Raw genomic sequence first — 23723 nt, forward strand, 5'->3', positions numbered from 1 at the left:
GGGCGCGGTTCAGCGGAGGGCTCCCAGGGCCGCCTCGATCGTCCGGTGGAAGGTGGGATAGGTGTAGATCATGTGCTGAAGCCGGTCGACGGGTACCTCGGCATGGACGGCCACGTTCAGCCCGTAAAGCACCTCGCCTCCCGCCGGCCCCGCCGAGGTCGCGCCGATCAGCACGCCCCGGTCGGCGTCCTCGACGAGCTTGATGAACCCCTCGTTGCCCGGCCCGTGGATCCAGCCGCGCGTGGAGGAGGCGATGGTCACCACGCTGGTGCGCACGCGCAGCCCCCGCTCCCGCGCCTGGCGCTCCGTCAGTCCCACCGCGCCGATCTCCGGATCGGTGAAGGTGACACGGGGCAACGCCCGGTAGTCGGCGTCGGGACCGGGTTGCCCGAGGATGTCCCGGACGGCGATCTCCGCCTGGTACATCGACATGTGCGTGAAGGCTCCCCGGCCGGTGATGTCGCCGATCGCCCACAACCCCTCGCCGGCCCGCATCCGCCCGTCCGTGGGCACAGCTCCCGCCGTCGGATCGAGCCCCACCGTGTCGACCCCCAGGGGGGTCAGGTCGGCGTGGCGTCCGGTGGCGACCAGAAGCCGTTCGGCACTGAGCAGTTGCTCATCACCGTCAAGGCGGACGGTGAACGCGGTGCCGTCATGGCTGACTTGCCGCGCCCGTGCGCCCGTGAAGACGCTGACGCCGTCCGCCCGCAGCGCCTCCGCGGCCAACTCCCCCGCTTCCGGCTCCTCCTGCGCCAGCAGCCGGTCCTGCCCCTCGATCACTGTGACCGCGCACTTGAAACGGGCGAAGACCTGGGCGAGTTCGACGCCGATGGCGCCCCCACCGAGCACCAGCATCGACGCGGGCAGCTCCTTGGCAGCCACGGCGTCCCGGCTGGTCCAGTACGGCGTTCCTTCCAGACCCGGGACTGCGGGGATCCGCGGCCGGGTGCCGGTGGCCAGGACGACACCGCGCCGGGCCTCGAACGTGCGGTCCCCGACCATCAGCTGGCGCGGCCCGACGAGACGCCCCCTCCCCCGCACGAGCCGCCCGCCCTTCGCCGCGAAGCGGTCCGCGGCCACCTGGTCGTTCCAGTCGTCGGTGGCCTCGTCGCGGATACGTCCGGCGACCCTGGTCCAGTCCGGACTCACCACCGCCTCACCGGCGAGGGCGGGAACCCGGCCCGCCTCGGCGAGCAGGTTCCCGGCCCGGATCATCATCTTGCTGGGCACACAAGCCCAGTACGGACATTCGCCCCCGACAAGTTCCGCCTCGACCCCCACGACGTCCAGTCCCGCTTCGGCCAGCGTGCCGGCGACGTATTCGCCGCCCGGCCCCAGCCCGACGACCACCACATCCGCCTGCTCGTTCGCGCTCATGTCTCTCCTCGCTCCACCGGCTCTCCGGACATGGACTGTCCCGGTGAGGCTAGAGCGGCCCGACAACGGCCCTGGTCCGCCAGCGCACGAATACCTGCCCGAGAGCGAACGCCGAGGACGGGCACCGGCCACAGTGCGCTGGCGGTCACCACCGCGTGCACTGCCGGTCAAGCCGCCCCCCGAACGGGCACCTAGCGTCATCGGGGTATACACAGCACAGCACCGCGGGAGGCGCGCCATGACCACCAATTCCACACCCGTGAACGGCAGCCAGCCATGGCTGCACCAGAAGGGCGAGGTGATCCAGGAGTTCGGAACCGTCAAGCAGTTCCCGGTCGCCCTGTCCTATGAGGCACGGATGTACTCCTGCCAGCGACTGAACAAGGCCCTCGCGGACACGCAGATCCTCTACGGCCTCTACAAGAAGCACCACTGGCTGATGCGCGGCGCGACCTTCTACCAGCTGCACCTGGTCCTGGACAAGCACGCGGGCGAACAGCTCGAAATCATCGACACCATCGCCGAACGCGTCCAGTCCCTGGGGGGCGTCGCGGTGGGAGACCCCAGGCACGTCGCGGAGATCACGTCGATTCCGCGGCCCCCGGACGGGGTGGAGGAGGTGCCGGCCATGCTGTCACGGCTGCTGGAGGCCCACGAGACCATCCTCATCGACGCCCACGACGCCGCCTCACGGACCGCCGAGCTGGGCGACGACGGCACCAACGACCTGCTGGTGTCCCAGGTGATCAGGACCGGTGAACGGCAGGCGTGGTTCCTGGCCGAGCACCTGGTCGACACACCGCTGGTCCGCGCCTGAACACTGGCTCGGACCGCCGCTGCTCGCCGGTGCGCGTTCGTCCCGGCCGGGCCGCCGGCCCGGCGCTGGAGCATGATGCTGTTGACCTAACCCTGGTGGCTACTCGCCGGGGCGACGCCGAACGGCGACGAGCTGGAAGATCAAGGTGGCACGACCTCCTGGCGAGGCACCTCCGGCGGTCACCACGCTGTTGCGGCACCTCACCTGACGTCGGCCGGGGGTTCCATGCGAGCGAGGCGCGGACCGCCGGTACGACGGGGTAGCGGAGGAGAACGCTGTGGGACCACTTCCCGTACACGCACAGTCCCCCCAACCGAGCAGTGGACTCCAGCCCGTTCGAGAACCATTCAATCACCTGATAAACGGAGGAACCGTGCAGTTCGGGATCTTCAGCGTCGGCGACGTCACACCGGACCCCACCACGGGCCGGACGCCGACCGAACGCGAGCGGATCAAGGCCATGGTCGCCATCGCGCTGAAGGCCGAGGAGGTCGGCCTGGACGTCTTCGCGACCGGCGAGCACCACAACCCGCCGTTCGTGCCCTCGTCGCCGACGACGATGCTCGGCTATGTCGCGGCGCGGACCGAGCGGCTGATCCTGTCGACGTCGACCACCCTGATCACCACCAACGACCCGGTGAAGATCGCCGAGGACTTCGCGATGCTCCAGCACCTGGCCGACGGCCGGGTGGACCTGATGATGGGGCGCGGGAACACCGGCCCGGTCTACCCCTGGTTCGGCCAGGACGTCCGTCAGGGCATCAACCTCGCCATCGAGAACTACGCCCTGCTGCGGCGGCTGTGGCGCGAGGACGTCGTCAACTGGGAGGGCAAGTTCCGCAGCCCGCTGCAGGGCTTCACCTCCACCCCGCGTCCGCTGGACGGGGTGCCGCCGTTCGTCTGGCACGGCTCCATCCGCTCCCCGGAGATAGCCGAGCAGGCCGCCTACTACGGCGACGGCTTCTTCCACAACAACATCTTCTGGCCCGCCGACCACACCAAGCAGATGGTCGAGCTGTACCGGGAGCGGTACGCGCACTACGGGCACGGCACGCCCGAGCAGGCGATCGTCGGTCTCGGCGGGCAGGTGTTCATGCGGAAGAACTCCCAGGACGCCGTGCGCGAGTTCCGGCCGTACTTCGACAACGCGCCGGTCTACGGGCACGGTCCCTCCCTGGAGGAGTTCACCGACCAGACCCCGCTGACCGTCGGCTCCCCGCAGGAGGTCATCGAGAAGACCCTGGCCTTCCGCGACTACGCCGGTGACTACCAGCGCCAGCTGTTCCTGGTGGACCACGCCGGGCTGCCGCTGAAGACGGTCCTCGAGCAGCTCGACCTGCTCGGCGAGGAGGTCGTCCCGGTGCTGCGCAAGGAGTTCGCGAACGGCCGCCCGGCGAACGTTCCGGAGGCACCGACCCACCGGTCTCTGCTCCCTTCCGCCGCAGAAGCTTCCTCGGAAGCGGTGACCGTTGTATGAAGGTCGTAGTCGTCTCGGCGGGGCTGAGCGTCCCGTCCTCCACACGCCTGCTCGCAGACCGCCTCGCTGACACGGTCTGCGATGAACTCTCCGATCAAGGCCACAAGGTGGACGTGGATGTCATCGAGTTGCGTGCCCTGTCTGCCGCCATCGCCAACAGCCTCGTGACCGGTTTCCCCGCACCGCAACTGGCCACCGCGATCGCAGCGGTGACGGACGCAGACAGCCTGGTCGCCGTGACACCGGTGTTCAGCGCCTCGTACAGCGGGCTGTTCAAGTCCTTCTTCGATCTGATCGATCCGGACGCTCTCACGGGCAAACCGGTCCTGATCGCGGCGACGGGAGGCACTCCCCGCCACTCGCTGGTCCTGGATCACGCGCTGCGTCCGCTCTTCGCCTACTTGCGTGCCGTGGTCGTCCCGACCGGTGTCTACGCGGCGTCCGAGGACTGGGGAACCGGCGGCAGCGCACACACGGAAGGGCTGCCGGCACGTATACAGCGGGCCGGCCGGGAGATGGCCTCAATCCTGGTCACCAGAGCAGACGGGCCGCTCTCCGAAGACGACCCCGCCTCGTCCAGGAAACAGCTCTCCGATCTGCGCTTCGACTGAGCGCTTCCGGGTCAGGGGTCGCCACCTCGGTGTCGACCCCTGACCCTTGCCGAAAAGCCGGGCCTCAGCCGGCGGACCGGGCCGCCGCGATGATCGTGTCGGCGACGGTGTCGGCACGGGTGATCAGGGACAGGTGGCCCGCCGCGACCTCGACGACGTGCGCGCCGGCCCGCTTCGCCATGAAGAGCTGCTCAGCCGGCGGGATGACATGGTCCTCGGTGCCGACGACCGCCCAGGACGGGAGCGACTTCCATGCGGGCGTCCCCGAGGGCTGCGAGCCTGCGCTGACGGCGAAGGGCCGCTGTCCTGCGGCCAGCAGTCTGGTCTGCGCGGCCGGGACGCCGTTGGCGAAGCAGCCGGTGAAGCCCCGGTAGCTGCCGTTGGGGGCGTACTTGAGGTAGGCGTCGACATCGCCGGCCGGGGCGCCCGGGTACGGCACGAGATTGAGGAAGGTCGCCGGGTCCGCGGTGACGCACGACCCGGGCCGGGCGGCGTTGATCTGGAACACGGTCTCGCCCTCGTCGGGGATGTAGGCGTCGTCATAGACCAGAGCGCGCACGTTCGAGCTGCCGGCGGCCGCGTTGGTGATGACCATCCCACCGTAGGAGTGGCCCACCAGCACGACCGGGCCCGGGATCGAGGCGACGAAGTCACGGATCGTCTCCGCGTCGGCGCTCACTCCGCGCAGCGGGTTCGGCGGCGCGTAGACCGTGTAGCCCGCGTGCAGCAGACGGGACATGACGGCGTTCCAGCTCGATGCGTCGGCCCAGGCGCCGTGCACGAGCACGATCGTGGGCTTGGTCTGCGCCTCGCGCTGCTCGGTGGCGGCCTGGGCCGCTGCAGTCTGCGAGGTCGCTGCCGTGACGGGCGCCGAGAAGGCCAGGGCACCGGCGGCGGCTGCCGTGCAGGTGAGGACGAGCGCCCGGCGGGCTGAGGGGAGGATACGCATGAGGACCCCTGTACTGGGACCCCGCACGGGGCGGGGCGAAGAGGTGGGCCAATAGGTGGAGGTGGGGCCTTCAACCGGCGTTGCGGTCGGCCTCGGTGAGGCCTCCCCACACTCCGTAGGTCTGGGCGGTCCGCAGCGCGAAGTCGGCGCAGAGCCGTTGGACCGGACAGCAGCGGCAGATGGCCTGGGCGCGCAGTTCGCGCTGCCGTCGCTTGCTGCCGCGTTCGTGGGACGAGGAGAAGAAGACGGAGCTGTCCATGCCGCGGCAGGACGCCGCACTCTGCCAGCCCCACTCGTCGAGGAGGGGCTTCGCGCCAAGTGGCTTCATCGCACTGCCCCTCCGCTCAAGTGTGGACACAAGTGGTGACGGCCAACTGCTCCGCCAGGCACCGGTCTTGGAGCTCGCCGGTGCGAATGACCTGCGCGACGAGCAGGTCCTGCGTCCCGTCGCCCCCGAACTCATCCGTGCGGGCGGTCGCGTCGCGGGCGTCGGCGAGGATGTTCTCCTGCGCTTGGCAGATGCGAGAAGCCGACCTCGTCCCTCGACGTCGGCCACGCAAGTCGCCGGGAACCAGGTGATGCCGACGGAGACGTCGGTCCCGCCCTGGCCCTCCTGCGGGAAAGGGGTGGGGACGAGGGACTTGCCACGGGAGGACGGACGGTGGCGCGTAGCCCCTCGTGGAGGCCACGATCCGGATCGTCAGTCCGTGTGCAGGGCGGTACGCAGGGTCTGGACCGCGAGGGTGATGGCGCCCTGGGCAGCCTGGGTGCCGCGCAGGGTGTTGAGCATCACGAAGTCGTGGATGATGCCCTGGAAGCGGACGGCGGTGACGGGCACGCCGGCCTCGCGCAGCTTGCCCGCGTAGGCCTCGCCCTCGTCGCGCAGGACGTCGGCCTCGCCGGTGATGACCAGGGCCGGGGGCAGGCCGGTGAGCTGCTCGGTGGTGGCGCGCAGCGGGGAGGCGGTGATCTGGGCGCGATCGGCCTCGTCGGTCGTGTACTGGTCCCAGAACCACTGCATGCCGTCGCGGCGCAGGAAGTAGCCGGTGGCGAACTGGTGGTAGGAGCCGGTGTCGAAGTTCGCGTCGGTGACCGGGTAGAACAGGACCTGCTGGAGCAGCGGGACATCGCCGCGCTCCTTGGCCATCAGGGTCAGCGCGGCGGTCATGTTGCCGCCGACGGAGTCGCCGGCCACCGCGAGGCGGCTGCCGTCCAGGCCCTTGGACGCGCCCTGCTGCACGACCCACCGGGCGACCGTGTAGTTCTGCTCGATGGCGACGGGGTAGCGGGCCTCGGGCGAGAGGTCGTACTCGGGGAAGACCACCGCGGCCTCGGCGCCGACGGCCAGTTCGCGGACCAGGCGGTCGTGGGTGTGGGCGTTGCCGAACACCCAGCCCGCGCCGTGGATGTAGAGGATCACCGGGAGGATGCCGGTGACGCCGGCGGGCTTGACGATCCGGGCCCGGACGCTGCCCGTCGGACCGCCCGGGACGGTGATCCACTCCTCGTCGATGTTCGGCATCTCGATCTCGCCGGACTGCACCTCGTCGACGGCCTTGCGACCCTCCGCCGGGGCGAGGTCGAACAGGTACGGCGGGTTCGCGGTCGCCTCGGCGAAGGCCTGCGCCTCCGTCTCCAGCAAGAGGGCAACTACTGACGTGTCGTCAGACATCTTCTGCTCCTTGGATGTTGTGACTGACATCGGCATTCAGGCTAGGAATCGGCGGCGCGGAGGCTTGTCCGCCCGTGCACGGCTTCCGGACCGCCAGTGCACGCGCCGCCGAGGACGCTCGTCGCCACTCGACCGGCGACATGTCGTAGGCCTCGCGGAAGACCCGGCTGAAGTGCGCGGAGCTGGCGAAGCCCCAGCGCGCCGCCACGACGGCGATCGTGCACCGGGCCGCGTCGGGCCGGGCCAGTTCCTCGCTCGCAGCCTCCAGGCGGCGGGCACGCACCCAGGAGTTGACGGTGGTCCCCTCCCGCTGGAAGAGCTGGTGCAGGTAGCGCAGGGAGACGCCGTTGCGGTGGGCGATGTCCTGCGGGGAGAGTTCCGGCTCGCCCAGGCGGGTCTCCATATGGGCCTTGATCCGGTCCAGAAGTTCTGCCCCGGGCCGCCGCTGCTCCGCCTCCTGAGCCCCCGCCTGGTGCAGCGCCAGAACCGCGACCAGGTCCGCCGTGGCGCGGGCGAGCCGCTCGCGCAGGGCCGGGGCGGCGGCGAGGGACTCCTCGGCCAGACCGGACAGCAGCGGCAGCAACAGGTCGGCCGGAGCATCCTCGGCATCGTCCAGGACCGTCGCGGTGAGGCGGCGCAGCTGCGCTTCCTCCAGCCGGAGCAGCGCCCGCGGCAGCATCAGGATCCGGGCGCGCTGGTCGGAGGTGATGACGAGCTTGAACGGTCGGCTCGCGTCGTGGAACGCCAGGCCGCCCGGGTCCAGCCGCGTAGCCCGGCCGTCCTGCAACAACAGGACGGAGCCGTGCAGCTGCTGGCGAAGCAGCACATGCGAGCGGCCGTCGGCGGCCACGGCGGCCGAGGTGCGCACGATCGTCACCGGGGCGCCGGTCTCCTCGGTGGCGATCTGAAGGGCTCCGAACCGCTCGGCGCGCAGTGTCCCCGTCCAGGGGTCGGTGCCGGGCACCGGCGACACCTCGACCTCGACGAGGACGCGGGAGAGCGCCGCCTGCCAGGCGGCCGTCCGGTCCTCGGGGGCCAGCTCCCGGGTCGAGAACACGAGCGCATCGGCGTTTGTGGTCAGTTGGGGTTCGGCCACGACTGCTCCCCACGTCCGCGCCGGGCGTGCTCGCGTCGGAGCCACTCCGTCGGGGAGAGGCCGAGGGAGGAGCGGAAGACCCGTCCCAGGTGGGCGGAGCCGCTGAACCCCCAGCGACGGGCGACCCTCCCCAGGTCGGCGGTCCCCGCGGCCGCCGTGGCGAGGTCGACGCAGCACTCCTGAAGTCGTAGGTCGCGGATCCACTGGCAGACAGTGGTGCCCTCGCCCTCGAACAGCCGGTGCAGGTAGCGGACCGAGATGCCATGGGAACGGGCCACGACCTGCGGGGTCAGGTCGGGGTCGGACAGGTGCCAGCGGATGAAGTTCTGCACGCGCAGCAGCAACACACGCCCCGCGCCAGGAAGCTCACCGGTCTCCCGTCCCGCGCACTGGGCCGCGGTGGCCGCCATCAGGTCTACGACGTTGGCCGCGAGCCGTTCGCCGACGGGGGTGCTGTAGGAGTCGGATGCGTCGGCGAGCCGGGACAGGAAAGGGGAGAGCAGCGCCGGGAGTCCCCCAGTGGGGCGCCACGCACGTGCGGTGATGTCATGCAGCTCCGCCTCCTCCTGGCAGAGCAGGATGCGAGGAACCGCGAAGATCTTCAGCTGGAACCGCTCGGGGAAGCGGGTGCGGAACGGGCGGATCGTCTCGAAGAACGCGATGTCGCCCGGTCGCAGCTCCGTCACCCGGCCGTCCTGTTCCACCTGTGCGACGCCCCTGGCCTGTACCGCCACGAAGACCTGGCGGCCGTCGCCGGCGGCTATGAATCTCGGGGACCGGTGGACCTCGCCGGGATCACACTCGACCGTGGTGATCCGCAGCTCGGCGAGGCGATCCGTGCGCATGGTGGCGTCATAGGTCCGCCCGTCGGTGCTGATGTCCATGCCGACCAGGGTGGCGAGCACGGCGTCGTGCCAGAACTCCAGGCTCTCGTGCGGCGGAACCGAGCGGGTCGACAGCACCTGGGCCGGCGGCCTCGCGGTGAGCCCGCGTCGCCCGGTTCCCTCGTCGATGGGGCTGATCAATGCTGACATGGGAGCAGTCTGCTCCGAGGCCGGAACGCGACTGAATACGTCAGCCGACTGGTTGGCGTCCCAGTCCCCGGCCGACTCGCGTCGAACGGGCCGGCTTCAGCTCAGCTTCGCCCGCAGGAAATCGCATCCCTGCCGCACCGCGGCACGGGTGGGCGGGCTGTCGCGCAGGGCGTTCAGCGAGACGAAGTCGTGGACGGTTCCGAGGACTCGTACGGCCGTCACCTCGACATCTGCGTCGCGCAGCCGTCGTGCGTACTGCTCCCCTTCGTCCCTGGCCACGTCCGCCTCCGCGGTGACCACCAACGCGGGCGGGAGTCCCGTCAGGTCCGCACGGGTCGCCCGCAGCGGGGACGCGGTGGGCTCGGCCAGCTGCCCCGGGTCCGGCGCATACTGCTGCCAGTACCCGTGGAGGGCTTGTCGGGTGAGCAGGTAGCCAGTGGCGAAACGCTGCTGGGAGTCACTGTCGCAGCGGGAGTCGGTGAGCGGGTAGTAGAGCAGCTGAGCCCGGATCGCCGACCCGCCGCGCGCTCGGGCCACCATGGTGAGCGCGGTGGCGAGGGTGGCCCCGGCGCAGTCCCCAGCCACGGCCAGCCGGCCGGGGTCCAGGTCCAGTTCCCCGGCGTGTTCGACGGTCCAGGCCAGCAGGTCGTAGCACTCCTCCAGCGCCACGGGATACCGGGCCTCGGGAGCGCGGCTGTACTCGGGAACGATGGCCGTGACTCCCAGGTCCCGGACGAACTCGCTGATCAGGCGGGCATGCGTCTGGGCGTCCCCGAGCATCCAGCGGCCACCGTGGACGTAGAACAGCGTCGGCAGCGGCCCGGTCACACCGACGGGACGGAAGGACCAGAAGCCGACGAGCCCCGAAGGACCGACCGGGGCCACCCGGAAGACGGCGTCCATCTCAAAGTCGTCGACTCGGTCCGCCTGCGACTCGCACAGCGCCTGACGACCGAGCACCGGGCCCAGTTCGTCCAGGAAGGGCGGTGTGGCCGAGGCTGCCACCAGCCGTTCCACCGCCGGGTCGAGCACAACGACGGGCGGGAGGAACCCGGCTGCGCCGTCGCTGGAGTCCGACTGCATTCCACTCTCACCTCTCGCTCGGCCCCTGGAGGCTCTCTCCGACGCCCCAGCAGCCGGGAGACGAAGAAACCCCGGCACCCGCATCGCACCGCTGAAATACTTCGTCAGGCGATGTCGGTCTCCGCCGCGGACAACAGATCGCGCAGTTGGTGGCGCCGACTCACGCCGAGTTTGGGATAGACGTTGTACAGATGTGTGCCCACCGTACGCGGTGACAGAAACAGCTGCTCACCGATCTCACGATTCGACAGGCCACTGGCCGCCAGCCGGACGATCTGCCGCTGCTGAGCAGTCAGTTCGGCCAGTGCGACATCAGGTTCGGCAGCGCAGGCCGCTCCGCTGGCGCGCAGCTCGGCCCGGACGGCCGCGGCCAGCGGATCCGCGCCGAGCTGTTCGGCCATCTCCAGGGCCGCGGTCAGCTGCTCCCGTGCCTCCAGCGGCCGGCGGCCACGCCGGAGCCAGACCGCGTAGCTGAGCCGGGCCTGGGCTCGCTCCCACGGCCATTGCTCACTCTCGGGGTTGACCACCGCTAGCTGGAAGTGCTGCTCGGGGTCACCCTCAAAGTCCACCAGTGCGGCCGCGTGGTGGAGCAGCAGCGTCATCCGCGTGGTGGGCCGCTCGCCCTGCTGCGAGCGGACCCGGGCCAGAATCCGCGCCGTCTCCTCCTCCCGCCCCGTCCGCTTGGCGGCGACGGCGAGTTCGGCGATGGCACGCGGCGACAGGAACGGGTGCAGCGGCGAGCCGTCCGCGTCGAACAGCGCCCGCCACTGGCGGAAGGCCCGGGCCCAGTCACCCTGGGCGGTTGCCGCCAGGGCACGGGCCCGCAGGATGCGCGCCTGGGTCGCGCGGTTTCCCTCAAGGTCAAGGGCACGCCAACGCGCCTCGGCCGCAGACGGATCCGGTACGGTCCCGCCGCGCAGCGCGGACAGGGTCAGGGCGAGCGCGTCGAGATCTGCCTGAACGCGGGACTGCCCCAGGACAGCGGCACCGTCGCTGCTTTCCTCGAGCAGCGCCTCCGCCTCCGTCCACCGGCCTGTCGCCAGGAGCGTGTCCGCCATCGGCGCCAGCGACCAGGCCCGCAGACCGAGCGCCTTGCGGGTGCGCAGCTGTGCGTCGGCCTTGCGGTACTGCCGCAGGCAGGCGTCGGCTTCGTCCGCCTGGTAGGCGGCCCAGGCTACGGCGAGCCGCTGGGCCAGCCTGCTCGGACTGTCCGGAAGGGCCCCGAGGCGCGGCTGTTCGAGACCGCGCAGGAGCCGGGCGGCGGAGCCCGGGGGCGTCGCCACCAGGGACACGACGGCGCGCAGGGCCGACCGCACCTCGGGGTCGTCGAGCCGTGCCAGCGACCCGATGGACTCCGAGCCGGCCCGGGTCCTGCTCTCGGTCCGTGCGAGCAGTGCCGCCAATCGGCTGCGGTGTTGCGGCAGTGCGGACTGGTCGGCGACGGCTGCGGCCAGCGAGGCCAGGGCGAGCGTGAGGGGGCCGTCGCCGGGCAGGGTGCGCTCGCAGACGTCCAGCAACAGGTCGAAGGCTTCTTCCTGGAAGGAGGACAGCGAGAGGGCGGTGCTCATGGCGGCGGCGGCCAGAAAGGTCGTCTCGGCGTCCGCATCGATCCTGGTGAACTCCTGGTACAGGTCCCCCACCCAGTCCGGGTCCCCGACGAGGTGGGCGGCGGCCAGTGCCTCGGCCAGCCGTCGGGCGCGGTCGCGCACGCCGGGGCTGAGCCGGGCAGCCTGTTCCAGGGTGGCCGCCGCGGTGAAGGCGTCCTGCGCGTCCCAGGCGGCTCCTTCGAGCGCGACGGCGATCGACTCATCGGGTCCGAGTGCGGCCGCCGCCCGGTAGCGGGCGCGGGACGCCTGCGGGCCGGCTGCCTCAGCCAGGGCCAGGTAGGCCGTGCGGCGCAGCTGGGCGGGGTGCCGCGCTCCCGCGGAACGGCGTACCAGTGCGTGCCGGAACGAGATCCCTCCGTCGGCCACGGTGACGATGCCGGCCGCCTCCGCCGGGGCCCAGACATCGAGGTCCGGCGTGTCCAGGGCGGTCATGACTGTCCAGAGGTCCTCGCCGGGATCCGCGAGCGCCGCGTAGAGCAGCGCGTGCTGCGTAGTGGCAGGCAGGGCGGCGAGCCGGGACTCGAACTCGTCCTGAGCGAAACGAAGTTGGGGCAGCTTCCCGCCGGGGACGGCCCGGTCTGCAGCCGACCGTCCCAGTCGGCACAGTTCCAGCAACGCCTGCGGGTTTCCTCTGGCCTCCTCCAGCAGTTCCAGCCTACGGCGGCCCCGGGGTACACCAGGCTGTTCGTCCAGGAGCGCGGCGGCGGCCCTCGGCGTCAGTGGCGCCAGGTACAGCAAGCCCAGTTCCGTCGGCAGCCCCGTCGGGACGGCCTCGCCGCGCGCCGCGAGGAGCACCGACACACCGCGGCCGGGCAGGTGGCGGATGACCGAGCCGATCACGTCCATTGAGGCCTGGTCGCAGTCCTGGATGTCGTCCACCGTCAGCAGCACCGGTGCTGAGGCGGCAAGGTGCTGAAGCAGCACCAGCACCGCCATCTGAACCGGCCGGGCATCGACCGGGGACGGCCCGGGCCTCGCGGCGACCACTGTCACCAGAGCCCGACGCTGGGGCTCGGGCAGACCGCCGGTCTCGTCCAGAACTAGGGTGAGCAACTGGCGTAGGCAGGCGTAGGGGCGGTCTCGCTCCACGGCCCAGCCGTGCGCCGACAACACCAGCGCGCCGTCCTGGGCGGCCTGCTCCCCGGCGGCGCGCAACAGCCGGCTCCTGCCTATGCCTTCCTCTCCGAGCAGCAGTAGCCCCCGGGACGGGGTGCTCTGCCCTGGCCCGGCGCTCTGGAGGATCCGCCCGAGTTCGGCCTCTCGGCCGACCAGCCCGGTACCCGCGGGCTCCCGGTGATGTGAGCCGGCAGTCGCACCAGTGGCAGTCATGCCTACTGTCTCGATCGTCATTCGTGTACCCCGGACATTGCACTGCACGTCTGTTCGGCCACCAACTCCGATGGAACGATCTTCAGGGCTCCGGGGGCGGTACGCATCTGTCATGTGACCAGTGGCAGTCGCCGGGCGTGGCACCGTTCGGCTGGCAGAATCCCCCCTGCAGGATCAGGCGACCGAGACGAGGACCACCGTGCACCCCCCTGACCGACCCGCGTCCGGCCCGGAGATCATGGGCAGGGATCGAGAGCTGTCCGGTCTGGCCCGGCTCCTCGATGCCGCGGACGGCTTGGGCCCGAAGGTCCTGGTGCTCACCGGCGAGCCGGGCTCGGGTAAGAGCACTCTGGTCGAGTGGGCCGCCGCCCAAGCCGGGTCCCGCCACCTGCGGACGCTTCGCGTACGGGGCAGCGAGGGCGAGTCCGGCCTGTGCCTCGCGGGGGTGCACCAGCTGCTGCGACCGCTGCTGGGGGCCGTGGACGAGCTGCCGGAGCGGCAGCGCGACGCGCTGTCCGCCGCGTTCGGTCTCGGCGACGCGGACGGCGAGGAACCAGTGGATCCGCTGCTGCTGCGCCTGGGCGCACTGACCCTGCTCTCCGATGCCGCCGCCCGGCAGCCGCTGCTGCTGCTCGTGGACGACGCCCAGTGGCTAGACCTCGGCTCGCTCGACCTCCTCGCCTTCCTCGCGCGCCGCCTCGACCCCGAGCGGGCCGTGCTGCTGCTCGCCTCGCGGGAGGAGGCGGTTCCGGCCCGTTTCGACCGCGACTTCCCCCATCTGGTGGTCGGCCCGCTGGAACCCATGGCCGCCGTCCGGCTGCTGGACGCCCAGCCGTCCCCGCCGCAGGGCCGGGCGCGCACCGAGATCCTCCAGCAGGCCACGGGCAACCCGCTGGCCCTGATCGAGCTGAGCCGCGCGCTCGCCCGGGACGGCAGCACCACCGCCCACGGTCGGCCCCTTCCGCTCACCAGCCGTCTGGAAACCCTCTTCGCCGCCGACCTGCCCACGCTTCCCCTGGAGGCACGGCGCGCCCTGCTGCTCGTCGCCACCGCGGGCACCGCCCAGCTGTCGGACATCCTGCTCGCCGCCCCCGACCTGGACGCGGCGAAGGCGCTGCTCCCGGCCGAGGAGGCAGGTCTGGTACGGGTCGAGGGCGGGCAGGTGACGCTCCGTCACCCGCTGGTGCGCTCCGCCGTCCTCCAGGCCGCCTCGTTCACCGACCGACGCGAGGCGCACCTGGCGCTGGCCGCCGCGCTGACGCACGAACCCGACCGCCGGGCCTGGCACCTGGCCGCCGCCGCGCTGGGACCGGACCAGGAGGTGGCCGACGCCCTGGCCGAGACCGCCGAGCGCTCCCGCGACCGGGGCGGACACGCCGCCGCGGCGGCGGCCCTGGAACGCGCCGCGGAGCTGACCCCCGATCCGGCGCAGCACACCGAGCGTCTGCTGGCGGCGGCGGAATCCGCCATGTACGCAGGGCATCCGCAATGGGTCGGTGAGCTCACCGACCGCGTCCCCGGGCTTACCGAGGACCCCGGCCTCCGCGCCCGGGCCGCGCTCCTGGGCGGCTGGGCCCTGGGTGTCACCCTGCGCCACGACGACGCGCTGGCGGTCCTGCTCCCCGTGGCCGAGTCCATGGCCGGCCCGGCGCCGGCGCTGGCCCTCGGCGCCCTGAGCACCGCAGCCACCTCCGCCTACAACTCCGGAGACCCCTTCTACCAGGGCGAGTTCGACCGCCTCTGCGCACTGGTCGGCCACGCGGACGAGCCCGTCGCACAGGCATGGATTCATGCCGCGCTCCACCCGCACACCCGGCGAACGGACGCGCTCCACCGGCTGGAACGTGCGCTGGCCGGCAAGCCGGACGACTCGGTCGGCGTCCTCGCCGCCCTGGGCGCCGCCGCGTGGGTCCTGGACGAGAGCGAACTCGCGGTCCGCGTGCTCGGTCAGGCCATGGACCAGATGCGGCGGGCCGCGACCGCCGGCACGAACGCGACCGTCGGACAGGCCCTCGCACTCGGCCTCTTCGAGACCGGCTCCTGGACGGCCGCCCTGACCGCAGCCGAGGACGCCTACCAAGCGGCCGCGGAGGCGGGCGCCGACAACGTCACCGTCGGCTCGCCTCTGCTCCAGGCCACCCTGCACGCCGTGTGCGGCGACCACGAGGCCGCCCGCGCCCAGGCGCAGGATGCGGTCCGTGGCATCGACCTGCGCAAGTCCCGCAGCCTGCATGTGCGTTACCGACACGCTCTGGGCCTTGCCGCCGTCGTGGCAGGCGACCACGACAACGCCTATGACCTGCTGCGGGGAACTTTCACCCGCGACTTCAAGCCGCTGCCCGTGCACTACCACGCGTCCGTGTACTGCCTGGGCGACCTCGCCGCCGCGGCCGTCCGGGCCGACCGGACGGACGATGCCCGCTCCGTGCTGGAAGCCGCCGAGCACAGCCTCGGCGCCACGCGGTCCCCCCGCGTCCACGCCGTCGTCCGGCGTGCCGCCGCCCTGCTCGGCGACTCCGAGGACGCTGAGCAGCACTTCCTCGCCGCTCTCGCCGATCCGGCATGCGCCCGCTGGCCCTTCGAACTCGCCCTCACCCGGCTGGACTTCGGTGAGTGGCTGCGCCGCCGCCGACGTGCCACGGAGGCACGCCCGATGCTGAGCGGGGCGCTGGAGATCTTCCAGCGCTTGGGCGCTCAGCCCTGGGCCGAGCGCGCGGCGGCGGAACTCCGGGCCGCCGGTGCCCCGGTGTCCCTACCGGCCGCGAGCCCTGAGGTCGAACTCACGCCGCAGGAGCGGCAGATCGCGGAACTGGCCGCGCAGGGCCTGACCAACCGTGACATCGCCGCCCGGCTCTACGTGTCGCCCCGGACCGTCGGCTACCACCTGCACAAGATCTTCCCCAAGCTCGGCATCAGCAGCCGGCACCAGCTGCGGGACCTCCTTTCCCCCGGCACCGGTCAACCTCCCGAATAGCGCAGGGGTGCCCAGTCGGTCACGGTCGCGTTCCGCAGCGTGCGCGTAGAGGAACAAAGGAGTGCACGCACGGACTACTTGGCTGGTCCAGGCCGGTTTAGCTTGATCTCACCGGCGTCCCATCACGACTGTGTCCTTCCTGACAAGCGTCGCCGACCTGAAGTCCGCGGTGTCACGTCCGCGGCCCTCCCACCGGGGGAGGACCGGGCGAACGGCACGCACTCGCACGGAACCGAACGCGGAGGCCTCGCCCCGCGCCGCGCTGCTTCGAGAGGTCGTGTGAATCATGTCGAACGTCGTTCCGCCGCACGGTCACCCTGGAAACCGGGATTCCCCGGGCTCCGGCGCGGACAGGGCCATCAGGTCCGCCGCCCGTTCCACCGCGTCTCAGCCTCGGACGGCTGTGCTCCTCCCCGCGTCTCTCATGCGCGCTATCGGCTTCCTCTCCTTCTACGACCGGTTCGCGACCGCACCCATGCTGGTGCTGCTCGCCGAAGAGGAGGGGGTGTCACTCGACGGCGCCGTGCAACTGGTGACCTCCTACGTCCTGTTGTACGCGCTGGGCCAGCCGGTATGGGGTCTGCTGGCTGATCGCCTGGGTCGGCTGAGGGTCTTGCGGCTCGCTCTGGTCGGCACCCTGCTGGGCAGTGCGGCCAGTGTCGCCGCCCCCGGCTTTGCCGCGCTCCTGGTGATCCGAGCCATAACCGGGTTGTTCGTCGGCTCACTGTTCCCGAGCATGCTGACCATTGTCGGCGATTCCTACACCGGTGCGGCCAGGGCCCGTGAGATATCCGGCCTCCAGACCTTCACCGCCCTGGGCACGACGGCGGCGACGCTGGCAGCGGGTGGCCTGGCCGCCTGGTTGGACTGGCGTGTCGTCTTTGCCTTGACCGCTGCCGGGGCGGCACTTTCCCTGGTGCTGCTGCGCCGTGTTCGGTTGCCGGTCGTGAAGGGAGCACGCCGCGAAGTACGGAGTGCCTTCGCCGCCTGGCCCGTGTGGACTTACGTCCTCGGGTTGTTGGAGGGCGCGATCCTGCTGGGCATCCTTACGTACATCGTCCCTGCGTTGGAGCGGGACGGCTTGTCCGCTGCCCTGGCGGGCGCCGTCGGCGCCACGTACGGCGCCGGGATCATCGGCGGCGCCTACCTGGCCAGGCAGGTTGTGGCGCGCATAGGCCGGACCGTGATGATCGCCATAGGCAGCAGCACGCTCTTCGTGGCCTTTCTCCTTGCGAGCCTCTCGCAGGGCGTCACGGCCTTGACGGCCACCTCGGTCCTCATCGGCACGTCGAACGCCTTCCTGCACTCCTCGCTGCAGGGGTGGGCCACGGATGTCGCGCCCGGCGCACGGGCGACGACCGTCTCGTTGTTCGTCGCCTCAGTCTTCCTCGGTAGTTCCGCCGCGACCGGTCTCACTGCCGGGCTCACCCGGAACGGCTACGGATCGGTCTTCACGGCAACCTGCGTTGCCACCGTGGTGCTGGCCGTCCTCGCGGTCGGCAGCCATGTCTTGTGGTCCCGCCGTCGCACCGACTGACCCTTCGCCTTCGGTGTCGGTCTCCACCGTCACACCCGTTCCGGGGGAATGAGCCGGTCGCCGCCTCACGTGCCCTGAAGGAGATCACGCAGTTGGTGCCGGCTGCTGATGCCGAGCTTGGGGTAGACGTTGTACAGGTGGGCGCCCACGGTGCGCGGCGAGAGGAAGAGCTGTTCACCGATCTCACGATTCAAGAGGTCGCGTGCGGCCATCTCGACGATCTGCCGCTGCTGCGCCGTCAACTGCTCCAGCCGGCTTTCGTTTTCGGGGGTGGGTGCCACCCCGCTGGCGCGCAGTTCGCGTCTGGCGGCCGCCGCGAGGGGGCCGGCGCCCAGACGTTCGGCGGATTCGAGCGCCGCGGTCAGCTGCTAGCGCGCCTCGCGTGTCCGGCGGCAACGACGCAGCCAGACACCGTAGTTGAGGCGGACATGCGCGCGCTCCCACGGCCACCGGTCCGCCTCGTGATTGACCAGCGCGAGGTGAAAGTGCTGCTCGGCGTCGTCGTCCAGGTCGACCAGTGCGGTGGCATGGTGCAGGAGCAGCGCCATCCTGGTGCTGGGGCGCGCCCCCTGCTCCGCCCGGACTCGGGCCAGAATCGGCACGACCTCCTGCGACCTGCCGGTCCGTTGGGCTGTGACTGCGAGCTCGGCGATGCTCCGGGGCGACAGGAAGGAGTGCAGCGGCGATTCGTCAGCGATGAACAGGTCGCGCAGGTGTCGCCAGCCCCCGTCCCAGTCCCCCAGTGCCATGGATCCAAGCCCTTGGGCGCGCAGGAGGCGTGCGTGCGTGGCCCGGTTCTCGTCCAGGCTGACGGCGTGCCAGATCGAGGGGGTGAGCCAGGGCTCCGGCGGGACGGCTCCGCGCAGCGCCAGCAGGGTGAGGGCCTGTGCTTCCAGATCGGCCTGGAGGCGCGGCAGGCGCAGCACCGCGGCCTCGGCCCCGGTTTCCCGGATCAGGGAGTCGGCCTGGGTGAACCGCCCGGTGTTCACGAGGGTGTCCAAGAGGGCGAGGACCGACCATGCGCGGATGCCGAAGGCGCGAGAGGTCCGGAGATGGGCGTCGGCCTTGCGGAACTGGCCCAGGCATACGTCCGCCTCGTCCGCGTGGTAGGCCACCGAGGCGATCGCCATCCGGCAGGCCGGTTCGTCCGGGGCGTCCAGCCACGCCCTCCGCGAACGACCGAGGCGCGGCAGCAGGCGGGCGGCGGCAGCCGGTTGGACCACCGTGGTGACGAGCGCCTCCAGTGCCTTCTGTGCGTCCGGCGTGTCCAGGCGGCCCAGCGGCCCGGTCACCGGTGGTCGGCGCGGGTCGGCCTCTCGGGCACGGTCGAGCAGCGTGGACAGGGCCGCCTTGTGGTCCGGCAGACCGGACTGGGCCGCGATGCCCGCAGCGAGGGCCGCCAAGGCGAGCGCGAAAGGTCGACCGCCCGCGGGAAGGTGTGCCGACATGTCTGCCAGAACCTCGAAGGCCTCCTGCTGGGAGGACTCCTGGGGCAGGGCCGAGGCCAGGGCACCGGTCGCGACACAGGCGCGTTCCGGATCCGTGGTGACCTGGACGAACCGGCCGTACAGGTCCCGCACCCAGCCGGGGTCTCCCACCGCATGCGCTGCCACGAGGGCCTCGGCAAGGCGACGGGCGCGTTCCCGTCGCTGGGGGCTCAGCCGGGCCGCCTGCTCCAGGGCGCGGGCGGCACTCACTGCGTCCCCGCGCCGCCACGCGGAGTCCTCGAGGGCGGCGGCTACCGGTTCGCTGGGTCCCACGGTGGCGGCGGCCAGGTGACGGGCTCTGACCTCCGGCTGGGTGCCGACCCTGGCGAGGTCCAGATGCGCGCGATGCCGCTCGCCCGCCGGACGGCGTAGGAGCGCCGCCGATCGCACCAGCGGATGCCGGAAAACGAGCCGGTCCTCGACCAGCGCGACCAGACCGGCCGCCTCGGCCGGGGCCCACACCGCGAGGTCGTCGGTGTCCAGGGCGGCCATGAGGGCGGCGACGGTCTCACCAGGCCCTGCGGCCGCTGCGTACAGCAGGGCCCGTCCGGTCTCGGGAGGAAGCGCGTCGAGTCGCCGCCCAAAGACGTTCGCCGTGGGCGGCCACTGTGCCGGTCCGGCTCCGGGCAGTCCCACTCGGGCGGGCGTAGGCGTACGGCGGCTCAGTTCCACCAGAGCCAGCGGATTCCCCTCGGCTTCCTCCAGGATCTCCAGCCTGCGCCTGCCCGTGGGCTCTGCGGGCTGTCGGTCCAGCAGCGCGGCGGCCGACGGGACACTCAATGGGCCCAGATGCAGGCTCTCCATGCCGGGAGGCAGGCTGGGCAGAGGGCCGTCGCCGGGTGCGGCGAGCAGAACCGTCACCGCTCGGCCGGCCAGGAGCCGGGGTGCCGCGCAGAGCGAGTCGAGGAACGCTCGGTCACAGGCGTGAGCGTCGTCCACGCACACCAGTACCGGACGCGACGTGGCGAGTCGGTCCAGCAGAGCCAGCACGGCGGCCTGCACCTGGGCGTCGCTGAGGCCGTTGTCTCCGCAGAGGGGATCCAAGGCGGCGCTCAGGACCTGGCCGTGTACGGCAGGCAGGGCGGGCAACTCCTCCAGGACCGGCGCCAGCAGCTGCTGCAGGCAGGCGCGAGCGTGCCGCTGGTCCGCGGCCCAGCCCTGCGCCGACAGCACGAGCACACCCTCGCCGATGGCCACTTCCCGGACGTGGCGGAGCAACGTCGTACGTCCGATCCCCTCCCCGCCGAGAAGCAGCAGCGCCTGGGGACTGCCGGGCTTCCGCGTCACGCACGCACTGCAGGATCAGCTCGATCTCGCCGTCCCGACCGAGGGGAGACGCCTTCGTCGTACGGCGGGGGCGGCGCATGGCTTCCTTGCCGCCCGCCGACTCAGGTGGGTGGGTCGTCTCCCGCTCGACGGCACGCGCCAGGCCGCGCCCGCGTTCCAGCAGCCGGCCTCCGGTCACAGCCTGCGCCGACAGCGCGGTGCCGAGGGTGACCATGCTCTTGGCCCGTGTCGGCGGGTCGGCCAGGTGGGCGCCGTCCTCGACACGCGGGTCGGCCATGGCGTAGTCGATCCGCACGCCTGGGAAGCCCGTCTTCGACAGCGAGCCGAGGTGGATGACGGGCCGGTCGGGGTGTAGGGCCTTGGGGATCGGCAGCCGTCGGCCGGGGCACGGGAACAGGCCGTAGGGGTTGCCCTCCAGCAACAGGACGCCCTCCCGCGCCGCGAGGTCGAGGAGGTCGCGGCGCACCGGCAGCGCTGTGCGGAAGCCGTAGGAGTTGGCGTGGTCGGTCACGACGTACAGGGCCCGGGGTCCCAGTCCGGCGGCGCGGACCTGGTGGACGCGCCACCGCTGGTCCGCGAGGTCGCCTCCGTCCGGCGCCTTGGCGACGGGGTGGACCGGCAGGCCCAGCAGGCGCGCCGCGCCGGTCACGCCGGCGGGGGCGGGTGTGACAGCCGGCGGCACATCCCGGGCGTGGCGGCGCTGCACCCACAGGGGGAAGAGCGCCTCCTGCCGGCCGGTGGTGACAACGACCGCCTCCGGATCGTCCTCGATGCCTTCGTCGGCGTCGAGTTGACGGGCGATCAGCTCATGGATGACGGAGGACAGCGGCAAGTCGCCCATCGACAAGTGCAGTCCGGTCACATCAGGGCCTGCGGAGGGGGCACCGGGAGCGGCGGTCACCGGTGCTCGCCTCCCGCATCGGCGATGGTGTCAGTGTGCTGCGGCAGCCACGTCAGGACTGCCCGCAAAGGCGAGGAACGAGCGCGATCCGTCTTGGAGTCGGGGTTCACGGCGTGGGCGATGGTCGTGCCCGGCCTGTCCGGCCGGGACGGAAGGAAGGCACCGCGGCTGATCTCTGCGGCGGGCAGGTCGACGTCCGCGACCGCGCCGTTCGTCCGCCCTGCGGCGGTCTCATGGTGCAGCGTGGCCTCGCCGGGCGCGCCGGAGTTGTGGAAGGCGACTCCGTCGTGGACGGTCATCCGGAAGGTCTTCCCGGTGCAGGTCAGATCGCTCACGGTGCCAGACCCTCAGAACAGGCCGTTCCCGTGCGGCAATTCTGCCGGGACGGGTGCGATGACGTCCCAGTGCTCGACGATCTTTCCGTCGGCGACACGGAACAGGTCCCAATAGGCGACCGGCACGCCGAACTCGCCCTCGGACTGCAGCAGCACGAGGTCTCCCTCGGCGACGACCTTGTGGATGGTCTTGTAGACCAGGTTCTTGCCCTGCTCGGCCCACTTGGCGGCCGCGGCGCCGAAGCCGTCCAGTCCGTCGGCGGCCTCCGGGTTGTGCTGGAGGTAAGTCTCGGTGGAGATGTAGTCGGTCAGCACCGAGTAGTCGGCTCCCTTGAGAACCTTCTCCGCGAACTCGGCCACCAGCCTCCGGTTGGCCTCCGTCCGGTCCAGGTCGGAGGGCGCAGCCGGGCCGTCGGTCTGTGAACGGCCGGAGGCGGTGTCCGAGACAACCGGGGTCAGCGCGTCCCAGTGCTCCGCCAACCTGCCGTCCTCGTCGACCCGGAACAGGTCGAAGGCCACCAGCGGCTCCGGTCCGAATCCGTGATACGTGCCGTGCAGAGCCACCAGATCACCGTCGGCGATCACCCGGGCGCCCTCGTAACGGAAGCTCGCCGGCAGACCCGCCACCAGCTGGCGCAGCGCCTCCGGCCCGTCCGCGGCCAGGCTGCTGTGCTGACGGTAGTCAGCGGCCACCCAGCGATCCACAGCGCCGGGGTCCTTGTCACCGAACAATTCGCCAGCGGCCTTGAGGACGATTTCCTTGCTGCTCACAGCACGACTCCGATCTGCGTGTTCCGGTGACGCCTTACTCACCGGCCTGCAGCCCACTCTCGCGGCACACCAGCCCGGGCACACGGTAGAGTCAGGCATGGTGATGGTCGAAATGGGACAGGCTCCGGTGGTCGAGCGGGGTTATCGCAACCCCGTGCGCCCAGATCTGAGACTGGAGGTCCTCACCTTCGCCGATCTGGTCCACCGCCTTCCGGGCACGAAGTTCAAGCGAGTGCACCGGCTGGACTTCCATCACCTCACTCTGGTCCACCACGGCGAAGGCCTCGGCATGGTGGACTTCATCGACCGCCCCTGCCGGCCGGGGACTCTGCTGCACATCCGCCCCGGACAGGTGCATCGGTTGCCCACGACGCTCGACGGTGACCCCGCCGACCTGGACGCCACAGTGGTGCTGTTCACGCCGGACTTCCCGCCCCGGCTCCCCGCGACCGCGCGGGTGACCGACGACGCGTTCGGTCCCGCCTCCTGGCAGCTCGTCCGCGACGACTACGACCGCTTCCACCACGCGCTGGCCGAACTCGCCACCGAGTACGCCGGCCTCGCGGACCAGGAACCCGAGATCACCAGAGAGCTCCTGCGTCAGCTGCTGGCCGGGGTACTGCTGCGCATCGCCCGCCTCCCCGCCCCCGACGGCCACGCGCCGGCCTTCGCCGCTCTGCAGCCGTACCGCCTCTTCCAGCAGGAACTCGAGCGCTCCTTCGCCGCCCTGCGCCAGGCCCACGACTACGCCGACCGGCTCGGCTACTCCCTCAAGACCCTCAACCGCTCCTGCCAACGCGCCACCGGTCACACTGCCAAGCACCTCATCGACGCGCGCGTCACCCTGGAGGCCAAACGCCTGCTGGCCCATACCGACATCCCTGTTGCCGCCATCAGCCACCGCCTCGGCTTCACAGAGCCCACCAACTTCAGCAAGTTCTTCACCCGCGCGACCGGCCAGACCCCCGGCTCCTTCCGCGACGCGAAGAGCTGAGGACAGGAAAGACGAGCCAAGGCCCCGCCGCGGCTCCCCCTACCGCGCGGCCCATCCACTTCATCTGGCGGTAGTAACCAGCACGCCGCGAGTTCCGCGCACACGAACCGCGGCTCGCTGGTGATTCCGTCGACGAACCCCGCGCCACGGCACGCCCATGACCGCTGACGAGGTCGACAACATACAAGGGCTCAGCCGCCATCCCGACCGCCGCCGTCCAACACTGAGCCTGTTTCAACCTCACGTTGAGGGTGCGTGATGGGGAAGACTGCAGTGCTTCCTCGCGTATGCTCGCCCGACTGCGCCGTGACGTCGGCCCGGCACCGGTGATCAGCTACGGTCTTCGATGCTGCTGTCGGTGATCGCTCGAAACAGCTCGCGAGCC

Annotated in this window: 18 protein-coding genes; 6 read left to right on the plus strand and 12 right to left on the minus strand. The window is 71.3% G+C overall.

Annotation, left to right across the window (positions count from 1 at the left end; translation table 11 throughout):
• Positions 1-9: 9 nt before the first annotated feature.
• On the minus strand, positions 10-1377 hold the full coding sequence (locus OG798_RS11650) for a dihydrolipoyl dehydrogenase family protein (protein WP_328756932.1): 1368 nt from the start codon (positions 1375-1377) through the stop codon (positions 10-12).
• A 238-nt stretch (positions 1378-1615) separates the two neighbouring features.
• On the opposite strand from OG798_RS11650, the gene OG798_RS11655 reads away from it, so the two are divergent.
• The 3 genes from OG798_RS11655 (at position 1616) to OG798_RS11665 (ending at position 4282) form a co-directional block, all read left to right on the plus strand.
• On the plus strand, positions 1616-2194 hold the full coding sequence (locus tag OG798_RS11655) for a Dps family protein (RefSeq protein WP_328756933.1): 579 nt from the start codon (positions 1616-1618) through the stop codon (positions 2192-2194).
• A 373-nt stretch (positions 2195-2567) separates the two neighbouring features.
• Complete coding sequence (locus OG798_RS11660) at positions 2568-3671, plus strand: LLM class flavin-dependent oxidoreductase (RefSeq protein WP_328756934.1); 1104 nt, start codon at positions 2568-2570, stop codon at positions 3669-3671.
• A complete protein-coding gene (locus OG798_RS11665; RefSeq protein WP_328756935.1) occupies positions 3668-4282 on the plus strand; it encodes an FMN reductase in 615 nt (204 codons plus the stop codon). Before OG798_RS11660 ends, OG798_RS11665 begins: the two co-directional genes overlap by 4 nt.
• A gap of 64 nt (positions 4283-4346) precedes the next feature.
• On the opposite strand, the gene OG798_RS11670 is transcribed toward OG798_RS11665, so the two are convergent.
• The 7 genes from OG798_RS11670 to OG798_RS11700 all read right to left on the minus strand — a co-directional run bounded on the left by OG798_RS11670 (position 4347) and on the right by OG798_RS11700 (position 13052).
• Positions 4347-5231, minus strand: a complete 885-nt coding sequence (locus OG798_RS11670; protein WP_328756936.1) for an alpha/beta fold hydrolase — start codon at positions 5229-5231, stop codon at positions 4347-4349.
• 70 nt (positions 5232-5301) lie between these two features.
• Positions 5302-5559 (minus strand): WhiB family transcriptional regulator, encoded by a 258-nt coding sequence (locus tag OG798_RS11675; RefSeq protein ID WP_328756937.1) that lies wholly within the window; start codon positions 5557-5559, stop codon positions 5302-5304.
• Between the two features lie 372 nt (positions 5560-5931).
• Complete coding sequence (locus tag OG798_RS11680; protein ID WP_328756938.1) at positions 5932-6903, minus strand: alpha/beta hydrolase; 972 nt, start codon at positions 6901-6903, stop codon at positions 5932-5934.
• On the minus strand, positions 6896-7999 hold the full coding sequence (locus OG798_RS11685) for a helix-turn-helix domain-containing protein (RefSeq protein WP_328756939.1): 1104 nt from the start codon (positions 7997-7999) through the stop codon (positions 6896-6898). The genes OG798_RS11680 and OG798_RS11685 overlap by 8 nt, the downstream gene beginning before the upstream one ends.
• Positions 7981-9033 (minus strand): helix-turn-helix domain-containing protein, encoded by a 1053-nt coding sequence (locus tag OG798_RS11690; RefSeq protein WP_328756940.1) that lies wholly within the window; start codon positions 9031-9033, stop codon positions 7981-7983. Before OG798_RS11690 ends, OG798_RS11685 begins: the two co-directional genes overlap by 19 nt.
• 96 nt (positions 9034-9129) lie before the next feature.
• Entirely contained in the window at positions 9130-10116 is a 987-nt protein-coding gene (locus OG798_RS11695; RefSeq protein WP_328756942.1) for an alpha/beta hydrolase, read from the minus strand.
• Positions 10117-10220: 104 nt separating this feature from the next.
• Positions 10221-13052, minus strand: coding sequence for a helix-turn-helix transcriptional regulator (locus tag OG798_RS11700; RefSeq protein ID WP_328756943.1), 2832 nt, complete (start codon positions 13050-13052; stop codon positions 10221-10223).
• Between the two features lie 238 nt (positions 13053-13290).
• Here OG798_RS11700 and OG798_RS11705 point away from each other — a divergent pair, with 238 nt between their 5' ends.
• Positions 13291-16026: a helix-turn-helix transcriptional regulator gene (locus tag OG798_RS11705; protein WP_328756944.1), complete on the plus strand. Its 2736-nt coding sequence runs from the start codon at positions 13291-13293 to the stop codon at positions 16024-16026.
• 424 nt (positions 16027-16450) lie between these two features.
• A complete protein-coding gene (locus OG798_RS11710) occupies positions 16451-17563 on the plus strand; it encodes an MFS transporter (protein WP_328756945.1) in 1113 nt (370 codons plus the stop codon).
• A gap of 65 nt (positions 17564-17628) precedes the next feature.
• Here the strand turns inward: OG798_RS11710 and OG798_RS11715 are convergent, their stop codons facing one another.
• The 4 genes from OG798_RS11715 to OG798_RS11730 all read right to left on the minus strand — a co-directional run bounded on the left by OG798_RS11715 (position 17629) and on the right by OG798_RS11730 (position 22344).
• A complete protein-coding gene (locus OG798_RS11715) occupies positions 17629-17844 on the minus strand; it encodes a response regulator transcription factor (RefSeq protein WP_328756946.1) in 216 nt (71 codons plus the stop codon).
• A gap of 87 nt (positions 17845-17931) precedes the next feature.
• Positions 17932-20337: an AAA family ATPase gene (locus OG798_RS11720; protein ID WP_328756947.1), complete on the minus strand. Its 2406-nt coding sequence runs from the start codon at positions 20335-20337 to the stop codon at positions 17932-17934.
• A gap of 897 nt (positions 20338-21234) precedes the next feature.
• Complete coding sequence (locus OG798_RS11725) at positions 21235-21573, minus strand: hypothetical protein (protein ID WP_328756948.1); 339 nt, start codon at positions 21571-21573, stop codon at positions 21235-21237.
• Positions 21574-21585: 12 nt separating this feature from the next.
• Positions 21586-22344 carry a nuclear transport factor 2 family protein gene (locus tag OG798_RS11730; RefSeq protein WP_328756949.1) on the minus strand — a complete coding sequence of 253 codons (759 nt, stop codon included), beginning with the start codon at positions 22342-22344 and terminating at the stop codon, positions 21586-21588.
• Positions 22345-22441: 97 nt separating this feature from the next.
• On the opposite strand from OG798_RS11730, the gene OG798_RS11735 reads away from it, so the two are divergent.
• On the plus strand, positions 22442-23338 hold the full coding sequence (locus OG798_RS11735; RefSeq protein ID WP_328756950.1) for an AraC family transcriptional regulator: 897 nt from the start codon (positions 22442-22444) through the stop codon (positions 23336-23338).
• Positions 23339-23723: the final 385 nt, after the last annotated feature.

It is taken from the genome of Streptomyces sp. NBC_00271, assembly GCF_036178845.1.
Lineage (GTDB): Bacteria > Actinomycetota > Actinomycetes > Streptomycetales > Streptomycetaceae > Streptomyces.